The organism is Sphingopyxis italica, from assembly GCF_011926545.1.
In the GTDB taxonomy this organism is placed as follows: Bacteria; Pseudomonadota; Alphaproteobacteria; order Sphingomonadales; family Sphingomonadaceae; genus Sphingopyxis; species Sphingopyxis italica.
In genome coordinates this window covers 289,060-302,894 of sequence record NZ_JAATIT010000002.1, presented here as the reverse complement: position 1 = coordinate 302,894, position 13,835 = coordinate 289,060, and the positions used below count along the sequence as shown (strand labels likewise).

General features: G+C 65.8%; 12 protein-coding genes. 3 read left to right on the top strand and 9 right to left on the bottom strand.

The genetic code is table 11. The annotated features are described in order from the left end of the window. Nucleotides 1-59: 59 nt before the first annotated feature. Nucleotides 60-908, bottom strand: a complete 849-nt coding sequence (locus GGR90_RS09145; RefSeq protein WP_167921123.1) for a hypothetical protein — start codon at nt 906-908, stop codon at nt 60-62. A 92-nt stretch (nt 909-1,000) separates the two neighbouring features. Beyond that, entirely contained in the window at nt 1,001-2,269 is a 1,269-nt protein-coding gene (locus GGR90_RS09140) for a S8 family serine peptidase (RefSeq protein ID WP_167921122.1), read from the bottom strand. Nucleotides 2,270-2,393: 124 nt separating this feature from the next. Between GGR90_RS09140 and GGR90_RS09135 the strand changes: the two genes are divergently transcribed. From GGR90_RS09135 to mazG, 3 genes are all read left to right on the top strand, one after another. After that, a complete protein-coding gene (locus GGR90_RS09135) occupies nt 2,394-2,882 on the top strand; it encodes an RNA polymerase sigma factor (RefSeq protein ID WP_167921121.1) in 489 nt (162 codons plus the stop codon). Then, nucleotides 2,879-3,580, top strand: a complete 702-nt coding sequence (locus tag GGR90_RS09130; RefSeq protein WP_167921120.1) for an anti-sigma factor family protein — start codon at nt 2,879-2,881, stop codon at nt 3,578-3,580. Before GGR90_RS09135 ends, GGR90_RS09130 begins: the two co-directional genes overlap by 4 nt. 186 nt (nt 3,581-3,766) lie before the next feature. Continuing rightward, a complete protein-coding gene (gene mazG, locus GGR90_RS09125) occupies nt 3,767-4,540 on the top strand; it encodes a nucleoside triphosphate pyrophosphohydrolase (protein WP_167921119.1) in 774 nt (257 codons plus the stop codon). On the opposite strand, the gene hflX is transcribed toward mazG, so the two are convergent. The 7 genes from hflX to dusB all read right to left on the bottom strand — a co-directional run bounded on the left by hflX (nt 4,518) and on the right by dusB (nt 13,748). Further along, nucleotides 4,518-5,858, bottom strand: a complete 1,341-nt coding sequence (gene hflX, locus GGR90_RS09120; protein WP_167921118.1) for a GTPase HflX — start codon at nt 5,856-5,858, stop codon at nt 4,518-4,520. The two genes, mazG and hflX, sit on opposite strands and share 23 nt — an antisense overlap. 20 nt (nt 5,859-5,878) lie before the next feature. Then, nucleotides 5,879-6,382, bottom strand: a complete 504-nt coding sequence (gene hfq / locus GGR90_RS09115) for an RNA chaperone Hfq (protein WP_167921117.1) — start codon at nt 6,380-6,382, stop codon at nt 5,879-5,881. Between the two features lie 111 nt (nt 6,383-6,493). Beyond that, nucleotides 6,494-7,873 carry a nitrogen assimilation response regulator NtrX gene (gene ntrX / locus GGR90_RS09110; RefSeq protein ID WP_167921116.1) on the bottom strand — a complete coding sequence of 460 codons (1,380 nt, stop codon included), beginning with the start codon at nt 7,871-7,873 and terminating at the stop codon, nt 6,494-6,496. Beyond that, complete coding sequence (locus GGR90_RS09105) at nt 7,863-10,124, bottom strand: sensor histidine kinase (RefSeq protein ID WP_245198554.1); 2,262 nt, start codon at nt 10,122-10,124, stop codon at nt 7,863-7,865. The genes ntrX and GGR90_RS09105 overlap by 11 nt, the downstream gene beginning before the upstream one ends. Before the next feature lie 122 nt (nt 10,125-10,246). Further along, on the bottom strand, nt 10,247-11,665 hold the full coding sequence (locus tag GGR90_RS09100) for a sigma-54-dependent transcriptional regulator (RefSeq protein ID WP_167921114.1): 1,419 nt from the start codon (nt 11,663-11,665) through the stop codon (nt 10,247-10,249). Continuing rightward, nucleotides 11,662-12,753 (bottom strand): ATP-binding protein, encoded by a 1,092-nt coding sequence (locus tag GGR90_RS09095; protein WP_167921113.1) that lies wholly within the window; start codon nt 12,751-12,753, stop codon nt 11,662-11,664. Before GGR90_RS09095 ends, GGR90_RS09100 begins: the two co-directional genes overlap by 4 nt. Beyond that, nucleotides 12,750-13,748: a tRNA dihydrouridine synthase DusB gene (gene dusB / locus GGR90_RS09090; protein WP_167921112.1), complete on the bottom strand. Its 999-nt coding sequence runs from the start codon at nt 13,746-13,748 to the stop codon at nt 12,750-12,752. Before dusB ends, GGR90_RS09095 begins: the two co-directional genes overlap by 4 nt. Nucleotides 13,749-13,835 lie beyond the last annotated feature (87 nt).

Below are 13,835 nucleotides of genomic sequence, written 5' to 3'. Positions count from 1 at the left end.
GCCCGCCCAGTTGTCGATCGGCGTCATTGGGGTCGTCGCCGATCGCCCCATTCGATCGCTTATTCGCTGGTTTCCTGCTGCTCGGCCGCGTCTTTGAGTTGGCCTTTCGTCATCCCGGTTACGAGCACGTCGCCCGAGCCGGCAAAGCTTGCGGCGGGCAGCGTTGCGACCCGGTCGCCGACTTCGACCGTCACCGCCTGCACCACCCCGCTACCTGTCTGGCGCAGGTTCTGCACATAGCCGATCACCTTGCCGCGCGGATCGGTGACCGGCATACCCGGAGCGACCGCGAACATGCCGTTACCGCCGGCGGCGCCGCTACCTGCGGCGGCAAGCTGACCCAGGCTGCCCTGGAAACTGCCCGCGATCGAGCCGGCGGCGCTGGCGCTGCCTGAGACGTTCGACAGCGCGCCTCCGGCCCGATCACGGACAGTCCCGACCGCACCGCGCGCGGTGTCGGTAGCGGTCGAAGCGGTACCTCGTGCGGTTCCGACGGCGCCGCGCGCGGTCTGGCCGACGAAATCGGTGCCGACGGCTTGTGCGTCGAGGCTGCCACTACCCGAAGCGGAACCCGAACCGCTGGCGTTGCCGCCGACGCTGCGGCCGAGCAGATCGACGTCACCATTCGCCGAACCCTTGCTGTTCGCATCGGCGCTGCCCTTGCCCTGAACGCGGCCCGAGCGGCGATCGACCTGGGCGTCGCCGCGGCCCGATCCGGTGATGTCGCCGGCGCTGCCAAGCGTTCCGCCGATCGGTCCCGTCGGATTGCCGAGCGTGCTGCCCAGCGTTCCGCCGAGCCCGCCCCCAAGCCCGCCGCTACCGCCGAGCAGCTGCGCCGAGGCCGGGGTCGAAAATGCCAAGGCCGACGCGGCGAGCGCGAGCGCCGGCGTGAAAATACGATGTGCCACCATTCTTCTCCTTCATTTGCGGCCCGGAGGGGAGGGCCTGAAGGAAGAACGATGGCGCGTTCGAATTTCTTCCGAAAAATATCCGGGACGGGTCAGCGGCCGCCGCAATCTCCGCAGATCAGGCCGTGGCCATAGATCTTGTCACGGCCCTTCTTTCCCAGGTCGCGCGCTTCGAAGACCAGCGCCGAAACCGCAGGCCGGATCCGGTCGATCGCTGGTGCGGGATAGCGGAGGGCGAGCCGTCCGGCGACCAACGGCGCGGCGAAAGAAGTGCCGCGCAGGCGGTCGGTCGCATCGACGCCGGTCGCGGCCAGCACGGCATCGCCCGGCGCAGCGAAGTCGAGGTGGAGCGCGCGGCCAGCCTCGGGCAAGGCGCGATTCCTGGCATCGACGCCGGTCACGGCAAACACGCCTTTATAGGAGGCGGGATAGGCGGGCGGAGCGGCGGGGCCGTCGTTGCCGACTGCCGCGACGATCAACATGCCGCGCTGCTGCGCGCGCGAGACGGCGGCCGCGAGCAGCTTGTTGTCGGGCCCGACGAGGCTGATCGTGGTCACCGCGGCGCCGCGCTGAACCAGCCAGCCAAGCGCGCGCACGATGGCGCTCGCGTTACCGCCAGCCGGATCGGAACCATAGACATCGGCGGCGAGCAGCTTCTGCCCCGAAGCCGCGCCGCGCACCCGCCCGCTGCCGATCAGTAGCGAGGCCACAGCGGTGCCGTGGCGGCTTGCATGCGGTGCACCGGCAGCGAAGCCGCGCTGCTCGACGCGGCCCGCGACCGACGGATGCGCGGCCACGCCGCCATCGATCAATCCGAGCCGTGCCTGGCCAGGCGACGCTGTCGTCGCCAATGCCACGGTGGGCAGCGCCCCACCGGGACCGCTCGCGAAATAGATATGGTCGGCATCGACTTCGGCATCGGGGAGCAGCTTGGAAAGCTTCTTTTGCGCGCGAGCGAGGCTATGCCCATCTGGAACAGCGAAGCGAACGATGTCGAGGTCGAGGCCCTCGATGCGATCGCGGTCGACCAGCCGGAACCCGTCCTCGGCCGCGCGCGCGATCATCGCCTCGTCGACGCCCGTTGCAACGAGTATGCCGCGCACTGCGGGCTGGCCGTTGCGGTCGCGCTCGATGCGGTCGCGATTGTCGCGTAGCAGCGTAGCGATCCGGTCGAGCCGGGCCCGCGCGAGCGTGTCGCGCACGTCTATCAGCGGTTCGGTAGCGATTTCGGGTAGCGAGGGCAGGGTGCGAGCAACGCCGGGCAGTTGGACCGACGGCAAGCCGATCTGGGCGTCGACACGCGATGCGATTCCCGCGCACAGAAGCGAGAGCAGTATGGCGGGGGCGATCAAGGCGCGCATCGAAACTCCTCGTATCAGCGGGACGGACGGGGTGCGAACCAGCCGCGTCCGAAAAATTTAGCATGCTGCGGAAGAAACGATAGAGTGGCGTCGTTTCTTCCTCGAACACAGCGAAAAGGCGAATATGCGCTTTGAAGAGGAACTGGTCGAATTACTGCCGCGCTTGCGCCGGTTCGCGCGCGGATTGACGCGTCATCAAAGCGATGCCGACGATTTGTGCCAGGCGGCGATCGAGCGCGCGCTGCGATCGCGCGACCAATGGCAATCAGGAACGAGACTGGACAGCTGGATGTACCGCATCACCCGCAATCTCTGGATCGACGAGCGCCGTGCAGCGGGCCGGCGCGGCGTTCACACTCCGATCGACGACGCGGTCACGCAAGTCGCGGGCGAAGGCGCCGCCGAGGTCGAGGCGGGCGCTTTGCGCGGCGATGTCGACGGCGCGATGGCCCGGCTTCCGGACGAACAGCGCGAAGTCGCGATGCTCGTGCTGGTCGAAGGCTATGCCTATCGCGAGGCAGCGGAGATACTCGAGGTGCCGGTCGGCACCGTCACCTCGCGCCTCGCGCGTGGGCGCGAGGCGTTGATGTTCTATCTCGGAGAAGCGGCATGAGCTTTGATCCCGCCACCGTCGCCGCTTTCGTGGACGGCGAACTCGATGACCTCACCGCGCGCCGCATCGAGCGCGAGGCCGCGACCGACACGGCGTTAGCGGCCGAGATCGCCCGCCACCGCGCGCTCAAGGCGCGGCTGAAGGCGCATTATGCTCCCATCGTGGAAGAGGCGGTTCCCGAACGGCTTGGCGCATTGCTCGTGGTCGATGACGAGGTCGATACCAGTCTGGTCGATCGCCGCAGCGCCGCGCGCGCGCGCTTTAGTGGCATTCATTGGGGCGCCATCGCGGCTTCGCTGATATTCGGCCTGACGATCGGGCTGCGCCCCTGGACGCCTGCCGCTGATGTCGCGATCGATGACGGCACGCTGGTCGCGGCGGGTCCGCTCGCCGAAGCGCTCGATACGCAGCTCGCCTCGACCCAGCCCAGCGATGCCGCGGTGCGGATCATGCTCAGCTTCGAGGACAAGACCGGTCGCTATTGCCGCAGCTTCGAAAGCCGCGCGATCGACGGCATCGGGTGCCGCGAGCAGGATCGCTGGCAGATCGAAAGGACGCTGCCGGGCCAAACCCGCGGCGATTACCGGCAGGCTTCATCGGGCGAACTTGCCGCGGCGGCGGCGGCCATGATGAAGCGCGACGCACTTGACGCCGGGGGTGAACGGGCGGCGCGGGACGCCGGATGGGTTCAGCACTGATAGCGTCGTCGGAGAGATTCGATTTTGCGCCAACCAACCGCCCGCACATCGGGCGCTCGGGCTTTACTGCGGCAGGAAGCGATTTTAGACGGGGGCATATGATTTGCCGTGCAGAGGGGATCGGCGTCGCTCATTCTCTCGCCGATCGGATCATATTTAACATAATATATATTATCGGATAATCACATGCCCGCTCCGGCGAATCAATCCCCCATCGATCGTCTGCTCCGCATCATGCGCCAGTTGCGCAATCCCGACGGCGGTTGCGAATGGGATCTCGCGCAGGATTTCTCGACGATCGCGCCTTATACCATCGAGGAAGCCTATGAGGTTTCCGACGCGATCGCCGGCGGCGATCCTGCTGCGATCCGCGATGAACTCGGCGACCTGTTGCTCCAGGTCGTGTTCCATAGCCAGATAGCGACCGACGACGGCCTGTTCGGTTTCGACGACGTCGCCAACGCGATCAGCGACAAGATGGAACGCCGCCATCCGCACATTTTCGGCGACCGCAAGACCGACGACGTTCGCCGGCAATGGGAAGCGATCAAGGCCGATGAGCGCGCCGCCGAAGGACCCAGCGGTGCGCTGGCGGGCGTCGCGCTAACGCTGCCGGCTTTGCTCCGCGCCCAAAAGCTGCAAGGTCGCGCCGCGCGCGTCGGTTTCGACTGGCCCGATGTGAACGGTCCGCGCGACAAGATCGCCGAAGAATTGGCCGAGGTGGCGGATGCGGTGAATGAGGCCGAACGCCATGAAGAGGTCGGCGACCTCTTGTTCGCGGTCGTCAACTATGCGCGCAAGCTCGGCGTCGATGCGGAAAGCGCACTACGCGACGCCAATCTGAAATTCGCCGGGCGCTTCGCCGCGATGGAAGATCGCGCGGGAGGCAGCATCGCTGGCCTGTCGCTCGACTCGCAGGAGGATCACTGGTTGGCGGTCAAGGCGTCGGAGCGCCGCTAGCCGGCCACAGTCGTTCAAAGCGCGCCCGGTCGGCGGGATCGAGCCGCACGGTCAGCACATGGCCCGCGCCCTCCGGCTCGTCGGCAAGCACCTCGCCGCGCGCATGAAGCCAAGCCATCGCCTCGCCCTGCTCATAACCGAGATAGATGCGTTGCACTTGGTGCTGCGCGGTCAATTGTGACGCCATGAGGATGCGCGCAGCATCGACGCCCTCGCCCGTCACCGCCGAAATGACCGCGACGTCGGGACGCCGCGCCGCCATTTCTTCGATGATCGCGCGGCGATCGACATCGGCGGTATCGACCTTGTTCCATATCTCGATCTGCGGGATGGCCTCGGGCGTATCGCCCTCCCCGCCGTCCTGAGGGCCGTTCGCGCCGAGCGAGTTCAGGATCGCGCGCACGTCGTCATATTGCGCTTCGCTGTCAGGATGGACGATGTCGCGCACATGGACGATCAGGTCGGCGGTGGTGACCTCTTCCAGCGTCGCGCGGAACGCGGCGACGAGTTCGGTCGGCAGGTCTGACACGAAACCGACCGTGTCGGACAGGATCGCCTTGTCGATGCCGGGCAGCCGGATTTCGCGCATCGTAGGATCGAGGGTGGCGAAAAGCATATCTTCCGCCATGACGTCACTTCCCGTCAACCTGTTGAAGAAAGTCGATTTTCCCGCGTTGGTATAGCCGACGAGCGCGATGACGGGCCAAGGCGCGCGCTGGCGTTTCGACCGTTGGAGCTGGCGCGTCCGGCGTGCATCGTCGAGGCTGCGCCGGATCCGCGCCATCCGGTTGCGGATCATTCGCCGGTCGGCCTCGATCTGCGTTTCGCCGGGGCCGCCGAGGAAGCCGAAACCGCCGCGCTGGCGTTCGAGGTGGGTCCAGCTGCGCACGAGCCGTCCCGCCTGATAGTCGAGATGCGCGAGTTCGACCTGCAAGCGCCCCTCGGCCGTCGCCGCGCGCTCGCCGAAAATTTCGAGGATCAGCCCGGTGCGATCAATCACCTTCGTGCCGAACGCCGTTTCGAGATTGCGCTGCTGGATCGGGCTGAGCGCCGCATCGACGACGACAAGCTGGACGCCCTTCGCTGCTATGTCGGGCGCGATCGCGTCGATCTGCCCGACGCCGAGCAGGGTGGCGGCGCGCGTCTGACGCAAGCGCAGCGTGTGGACGGCGACGACGTCGAGCCCGATCGCGACCGCGAGCCCCCGCGCCTCCTCCGCACGCGCGTCGAGATCGCGCGCGAGCCGCTGGCTATGCCATTCGGGTACGATGACAAGCGCGGGGGCGCCACGCGCTACCTCGTCTTCATTGTCGGCCATCGAGGTTTTGGGCGGGTCGATCAGGCGTTATCCGCTTCGCCGTCAGCCTCGCCATTGTCGGTCAGATTGATCGGTCCGTTCGGCTGAACGGTCGAAATCGCGTGCTTGTAGACGAGCTGGACCTGCCGCTCGCGCTCGAGCAGCATGCAGAACAGATCGAACGCGACGATATCGCCCTGCAGCATCACGCCGTTGACGAGGAACATCGTGACCGACTCGTCCGAACGGCGGACCGCGTTCAGGAACACGTCCTGCAGCGCCTTGCCCTTGCTGGCCGGCGCGTCACGCAGATTGTCGCCGAGCAGCGACAGGTCGAAATCGTGCGACGGCATCACGGTCGAGATCGCGTGCTTATAGACGAGCTGCGACTGTCCATCGCGGCGGAGCAGCAGCGAGAAATTGTCGAACCAGGTGATGATGCCCTGCAACTTGACGCCCTTGACCAGGAACATGGTCACCGGGGTCTTGCTCTTGCGGAGGGCGTTGAGGAAAATATCCTGGAGATTCTGGTTTTTATCGGACACATTTGCCTCCTGTTTTTGGCGGTGGAACCGCGGGTACGGCGCCGGTTTTCCCCGGCATTCAAAACCTTCTTCTAAAACGCAATATGCGGCAAAGCACCGGGAACGTCCAGCCTATGCTTCGCCTTCCGAACTCTCGGTAAGGCCCAAAAGTTTCAGTTTGCGGTGCAGCGCCGACCGCTCCATCCCGATGAAGGTCGCGGTGCGCGAAATATTGCCTGAAAAGCGGTTGATCTGGATACGCAGATATTCGCGCTCGAAGTTTTCGCGCGCCTCTTTCAGCGGGATCGCGGTGATCGATTCCGAATTGGGCAGGATATCGGTCCCGCCGCGCACCAGTTCAGCGGGCAGCATATCGGCGTCGATCCGCGCCAGCCGGTCGCTTGGCGCGAGGATCATCACGCGTTCGATGACGTTGCGCAACTCGCGGACATTGCCCGGCCATTCATGCGCCTGCAGCGCCGCCATCGCCTCGGCGCTGATCTCGGGCGGCGGAACGCGGCGGTCGGCGGCGTAACGCCGGATATAATGGTCGCACAGGCTGGCGATATCGTCGCGCCGCTCGCGCAGCGGGGGGATATGCACGGGCACGACGTTGAGCCGATAATAGAGGTCCTCGCGGAACCGGCTCTCGGTGATTTCGGTCATCAGGTCGCGCGCCGACCCCGAAATGATGCGGACGTCGACGCGGATCATCGTGCGGCCGCCGACGCGCGCGAAACTCTGGTCGGTCAGGACGCGCAATATCTTGCCCTGCGTCGTCAGCGGCATGTCGGCGACCTCGTCGAGGAACAAGGTCCCGCCATGCGCCTGTTCGAGCAGCCCGACGCGGATCGACCCATCCTCGGCTTCGGACCCGAACAATTCGGTTTCGACCGTTTCGGGGTCCATGCGCGCCGACGAAATGACGCGGAACGGCGCATTGTGCCTGCCGCTCCATCCGTGCAACACGCGTGCAGCAACTTCCTTGCCGACCCCGGGCGCGCCGGTGATCAGGACGCGGCTTCCCGTTCCGGCAACGCGTTTCAGCGTCGCGCGGACATTGTTGATCGCGGCGCTCGTTCCCGTGAGTTCGTCGGACGGCCCGGCTTTTTCGCGGAGCTGCTCATATTCGAACTTGAGTCTTTCGCTCTCGGTCGCGCGCGCGACGAGGTGGAGCAGGCGCGACGCCTCGAACGGCTTTTCGATAAAGTCGAACGCGCCGCGGCGGATCGCGGCGACCGCGGTGTCGAGGCCGCCATGGCCCGAGATGACGATGATCGGCAGCGTCGGATCGAACGCCTTGATCGCTTCGACGAGGCCGAGGCCGTCGAGCCGCGAGCCTTGCAGCCAGACGTCGATCAGCGCGAGCGACGGCCGTCGCTGGCGGATCGCCTCGAGCGCCGAATCGCTGTCGGACGCGGTGCGCGCCTCATAACCTTCGTCTTCCATGACCCCGGCGACGAGGTCGCAAATGTCGCGTTCGTCGTCGACGATCAATATATCAAGCGCCATGATCTTCTCTGTCCTGACGATTCCGGATGCGCCCCGGAACCGTTTCATTTTGCCCCATATTCTGCTCCCCGCCCTTCCCGGCCAAAGGCCGGAGCCGGTCGGGATGGAGCGTCAGGGTCACGCACGTCCCCTGCCCCGCCGGATTGTCCAAAAATTCAAGGTCGCCATAATGTTGCTCGACGATCTTCTTGACGATTGCGAGGCCGAGACCGGTGCCGCCCTGTCGCGTCGTCATATAGGGCTCGGCGATCGCGTCGCGCGCCTCGGGCAGCCCGATGCCGTCGTCGGTGACGCGGATGATCACCTCTCCCCCCGGGCCGATTTCGAGCGCCGCGCCGACGTGGCCCGTAGCGATGGAATCGGAGTTTTTATATTTTTCTTCAATTGCTTCGACAGCGTTTTTTACAATATTGGTAACCGCCTGCGACAAGAGGCGGCGATCGCAGACGAGCGGTTCGATCTCCGCCGGCGTCTTGACCGAAAAGGCGATGTCGGGCTTTGCGACTTCGAACAGGAAAACGGCCTGGCGCAATATGTCGCGTGCATCCTCGACGCCGAAGGTCGGCTTGGGCATTCGCGCGAAGCTCGAAAATTCGTCGACCATGCGCCGCATGTCGTGAACCTGTCGGATCACCGTATCGGTGAGCTTGCGGAAGGTCGCCGCGTCGCCCTCGACCTTATCGCCGAAACGGCGCTGGAGCCGTTCGGCGGCGAGCTGGATCGGCGTGAGCGGATTCTTGATCTCATGCGCGATGCGCCGGGCGACGTCGGACCAGGCCGCGCGCCGCTGGTCGAGCAGTTGCTGGGTGATGTCCTCGAAACTGAGCACGAAGCCGTCGCCCTGCGCCACCGCCTTGGCCGCGAGCGTCGCGGGCTCGGCATCCTTGCGCGACAATTGCACGATCCCCTCGCGTTCCTCGCCGGTGAGCAGCCGCGCCAGTTCGGGCGCCACATCGTCGAGCGGCTGGCCGGTCAGGCTTTCCGCCGACTGGCCAATCAGCCGCTCGGCAGCGGCATTCGCCAGCAGGATGCGGCGATCGGTATCGACCGAGACCACGGCGGACGACACCCCGCTCAATACCGCTTCGATGAAGCTGCGCCGCGCCTCGAGCTGCTCGTTCACATTGACGAGCACGCCGGTCTGCCCTTCCAGCTGCTCGGTCATCCGGTTGAAGGCGCGCGTCAGCACCGCAATTTCGTCGTCGCGCGCCGGCGGCGTGACGCGGACCGACAGGTCGCCCCCCGCCGCCGTGCGCGTCGCACCGATCAACGTCCCGAGCGGACGGACGATGCGATCGGCGACGACGATCGCGGCGATCACCGCGAGCGCGAGCAGCAAGAGCGAGCCCAGATAGAGTGCGCCGTTGAACTGGAGCTGGAGCAGCCGCGACCGATCGAACAGATCATTATAGTCGGCAAGCACCGTTCCCGCGCGGATCGACTGCTGGAAGCCCGGCACATTGAAATCGCGTGAGGCGTAGAGATAGGCGTTGCGCGATCCAGGAAGCCGGGTCGCGGCATTAATCCGGTCTGGTTCGCGAATCACGACGACATCCTCGCCGGCGTCAAGCCGGTTCTTCATCTCGTCCGTCAGCCGGTTTTCAGCCGTGCGATTGTCCGGGTCGATCATAGCGGCCGTGCGCGCTATGCCATCATCGCCAATTTCGATGATGGCCGATTCGTTCAGGCTTCGCACCACGACCTGCTGCAAATAATAGTTGGTGAAGTCGGGGTCGTCCATACGCGCCCTGCTCAGCAAACTGCTCAGGTCGCCTGCCATTTTGACGGTATTTGCCCCAACCTCGCGTTGGTTTTCCAGGTAATAGCCCTCGGCCAGACTGGCCGCATTTTCGAACATGCCGCGCGAGCGGTCGGAAAACCAGAAATCGACGCCATATTGAAAAAGCAGCGACGCAAAAATTACTACTAGCAGCGTCGGCGCCGCGGCGATTAGCGAAAAGAGCGCAACGAGCCGCACATGAAGCCGCCCGTTACCCCCCGCCATCGTCCGCACCGCGCGCGCGCGCGCGACGCGGCTTCCGATCAGCACGATCAGCGCCATCGCCGGAACGAGGTTGACGACCATGATTGCGGCAACCAGCGCCGGCGTCAGCAATCGCTCGCTCTGCGCGTCCCCAGTGACGAAAATATAGGTCGCAATCGCCACGCTGACGATGACCGCGAGCGTGTAATATTCGGGTGCTCCAAAGCGCCAGAAGCCCGAGCGCACTTCCTCTTCGTCCGAATCCATGCCGAATGCCAAGGAAGCCGCTTGCGCCATTGTTGCCGCGTTACGACAATCCTGTTGCATAGAAAACACACAATCGGCCCGTCCGTCGCCCAATTGCGCCGATTCCGGGACTATTTACCGGTTCAGGGGCGTGCCGGGTCGATGTCGAGCTGCCCCAGCCGCTTGCGCAGCGTGTTGCGATTGATCCCGAGTCGCCGCGCCGCCTCGAGCTGATTGCCGCGCACCTCGCGCAGGACGCGGCGGAAAAGCGCTGCCTCGACGATCGCCTCGAGCTGTCCGTGAATGTCGCCCTCGTTCGTCGCACCCGCCATCTGCTCGCGCACCCAGTCGTCGACGGCGCGCGCGATCAGCGCGGCGGGCTCGACCGCTCCGCCGCCCTCGCCGTTTTCGCGGAGCACCGTCTCGACGTCGCGCACCGTCACCACCGTATCGCGCGAAAGCACGGCGAGCCGCTGGACGACGTTGCCCAGCTCGCGGACATTGCCCGGCCAGTCATGGCGTTCGAGCCACTGCATCGCCGCAGGCGCGAATTGGCGGTGGGGAAGCCCCGAGCCGCGCCCCGCCTCGACGAAGTGGCCGACAAGCGCGGCGATGTCGCTCCGCCGGTCGCGTAGCGGCGGCAGCGTGACCGGAATGACGTTGAGGCGGTAGAAGAGATCCTCGCGGAAGCGGCCATCGGCGACGAGCGTCCGCATGTCGCGGTGCGTCGCGGCAATGACGCGCACGTCGGCGCGCAACGCCTGATTGCCGCCAACGGTCGAATATTCGTTGCTCTGAAGCACGCGGAGCAGCCGCGTTTGCGCCTCGATCGGCATGTCGCCGATCTCGTCGAGAAAGAGCGTGCCGCCCGCCGCCTGCTCGAAACGTCCCGCATTGCGGCTGTGCGCGCCGGTGAACGCGCCCTTTTCGTGCCCGAACAGCTCGGCTTCGATCAGCTCGCGCGGGATCGCCGCCATGTTGATCGCAACGAACGGCCCGTTTCGGCGCAGCCCGGTCGCGTGGATCGCGCGCGCGACGACTTCCTTGCCGGTGCCCGATTCGCCGAGGATCAGCACCGCGAGGTCATTCGATGCGAGGCGGGCGATGGTGCGGTAGACCGCCTGCATCGCCGGTGCGCGCCCGACCAGCCCGTGACTGTCGGCGGGCGCCGCGGCGTCACGCGTCGCCGGTTCGCTGCGCCGTTCAAGCGCGGCGCGGACGCTCGCGGTCAGTTCGTCGAGATCGAAGGGCTTGGGCAGATAGTCATAGCTGCCGATGCCGGTCGCGCGCACCGCGGTGTCGAGCGTATTTTGCGCCGACAGCACGATCACCGGCGTCGCGGGGTCGATGCCCGTGTGCGCCAGCGAATCGATGCCGTCGCCGTCGGGCAGCACGACGTCGGTGATAACGAGGTCCGCGCGGTGGTCGGCCAGCCAGGCATTGCGCTCGGCAAGGCTGGCGACCGACACGAAATGGCCGCATTCGCCGACAAGCGTTTCGCGGATGATCATCGCGATCGCCGGATCGTCCTCGACGAGCAGGATCGTCTTGCCCCGTGTCATGCGCGGCGCCCCTTTTGCGCTACGGGCAGATGCACACGAAAGCGCGTCCATTCGCCGTCGCGGATATGCTGGACCGTGCCGCCCATGTCGCGCGCGAGCTTGGCGACGAGCGCGAGGCCGAGCCCGCGTCCCTCGCGCTTCGTCGTCACGAAGGGATCGAACAGGTCGCCGCGAATGTCGGCGGGGACGCCGGGACCGTTGTCGCTGACACTGACCTCGATCGGCAGCGCGATGCGCCCGCGTCCGTCGCCATTGTCGATCGACAGGCCGTGCCGATAGGCGGTCGTCAACCGCACGACGCCGTCGTCGCGCCCGCCCAGCGCCTCGCAGCCATTGGTCACGAGGTTGAGCAATATCTGCACCATGGCATCATGGTTCCCGTGCACCAGCGGCAGCGACGGATCGAAATCCTCGGCGAAGCGCACGCCCGAAAACTGACGCGCGCGCGCGGTTTCCATCGCCTGATGAATCGGCTGGTAGAGGTTGATCGGGCCGCACGCGATCGGCTGCCCGCGCGAGAAATGCTCCATCTGGTCGATCAGCGTCGCGATCCGGTCGACCTCGGCGCAGATCAGCGTCGTGAAGGGTTCGCCGCCGGCATCGGTCTTGCGTGCGAGCAGCTGCGCCGCGCCCTTGATGCCCGCGAGCGGGTTCTTGATCTCATGCGCGAGCATCGATGCGGCGGCGCCCGCCGCGCGCCCCGAACGGCCGATCGCGCCGCCCATCAGCTCGGCATCGCTTTGCGACGGCACGAGCGCGAGGATGCGGTGGCCGCTGCTGCCGTAAGGGACCATCTGCATATCGACGAAGACCGTTTTGCGCCCGCCGACCGAGATTTCGGCGCGATGCGCGAACAGCGCCGACGTCGCGGCGTCGCTCATCCGCTGGCGATAGCTGCGATCCATAGCGATGACGTCATAGATGACGCGCCCGACCATCGCCGAACGGCTGACGTTGCAAAGCTGTTCGGCGGCGGCATTGACGAACAGCACGACCCCGCCGCCGTCGATCAACAGCGTGGGAATGGGGTGCGACTGAATCAGTTCGTCATGGTCGAAGCGCGGGATGCTCGACGTGAGCGCGCTCACGCAGCGGCCCTGGTCAGATGCGGGCCATAAAAGGCTTCGAGCGCGTCGAGCACGCCCTTGCTGTCGGGGATCTGATTGACCTTGTTGCGGAACTCGGCCGAGCCGTGCAGTCCCTTGACGTACCAGCCGAGATGCTTGCGCGCCATATTGACCCCGGTCATTTCGCCATAATGGCCGACCATCGCGCGGTAATGCGATGTAATGACGTCATATTGTTCGTCGAGGCCGGGGTCGGGCCGCTCGGCCTCCCCGCGCAGCGCCGCCATCACCTGACCGAGCAGCCAAGGCCGGCCATAGGCGCCGCGCCCGATCATCACGCCGTCGGCGCCGCTCTGCGCGAGTGCGGTTTTGGCATCGGCGGCCGAGCAGATGTCGCCGTTGACGATGACCGGGATCGAGACCGCGTCCTTGACCGAGCGTACGAAACCCCAGTCGGCCTCGCCGCGATACATCTGGTTGCGCGTGCGGCCGTGGACGGTGACGAGCTTTGCGCCCAGATCCTCGGCGATATGCGCGAGTTCGGGGGCGTTGAGGCTGTCGTGGCACCAGCCCATGCGCATCTTGACCGTCACCGGCACCGATACGGCCTCGACGCAGGACTTGATCAGCGCCGCGGCGAGCGTCAGGTCGCGCATCAGCGCCGATCCGGCGTCGCCGTTGGTCACCTTGCGCACCGGGCAGCCCATGTTGATGTCGATGATCGACGCGCCGCGATCCTCATTGAGCTTCGCGGCTTCGCCCATTTCATAGGGTGTGCAGCCGACGAGCTGCATCGATACCGGCTCTTCGACCGGATCCCATGCCGCTTTCTGGATCGACTGGCGCGTCTCGCGGATCGCGGCCTGGCTCGCGATCATCTCGGTGACGTTGAGCCCCGAGCCGTAATAGCGCACGAGCTTGCGGAACGGCAGGTCGCTGACGCCCGTCATCGGCGCGAGGATCACGGGATCCGCGATAGTGATATTGCCGATCTGGATGGGCCTGAGCGGCGCCATGGCGAGGAGCTTTCGTCTGATTGCCTAAATTTTGAGCAGCCCCTACACGCTAAGCCGCTTTCCCGCAAGGCGCGGCTGCGCTAACCG

Excerpts from the sequence above, each read along its gene's own strand:
- ntrX (WP_167921116.1), bottom strand. The coding sequence starts at position 7,873 with ATGGCGCTTGATATATTGATCGTCGACGACGAACGCGACATTTGCGAC.
- GGR90_RS09100 (WP_167921114.1), bottom strand. The coding sequence starts at position 11,665 with ATGACACGGGGCAAGACGATCCTGCTCGTCGAGGACGATCCGGCGATC.
- dusB (WP_167921112.1), bottom strand. The coding sequence starts at position 13,748 with ATGGCGCCGCTCAGGCCCATCCAGATCGGCAATATCACTATCGCGGAT.
- GGR90_RS09130 (WP_167921120.1), top strand. The coding sequence starts at position 2,879 with ATGAGCTTTGATCCCGCCACCGTCGCCGCTTTCGTGGACGGCGAACTC.
- GGR90_RS09135 (WP_167921121.1), top strand. The coding sequence starts at position 2,394 with ATGCGCTTTGAAGAGGAACTGGTCGAATTACTGCCGCGCTTGCGCCGG.
- GGR90_RS09140 (WP_167921122.1), bottom strand. The coding sequence starts at position 2,269 with ATGCGCGCCTTGATCGCCCCCGCCATACTGCTCTCGCTTCTGTGCGCG.
- hflX (WP_167921118.1), bottom strand. The coding sequence starts at position 5,858 with ATGGCCGACAATGAAGACGAGGTAGCGCGTGGCGCCCCCGCGCTTGTC.
- mazG (WP_167921119.1), top strand. The coding sequence starts at position 3,767 with ATGCCCGCTCCGGCGAATCAATCCCCCATCGATCGTCTGCTCCGCATC.
- GGR90_RS09105 (WP_245198554.1), bottom strand. The coding sequence starts at position 10,124 with ATGGATTCGGACGAAGAGGAAGTGCGCTCGGGCTTCTGGCGCTTTGGA.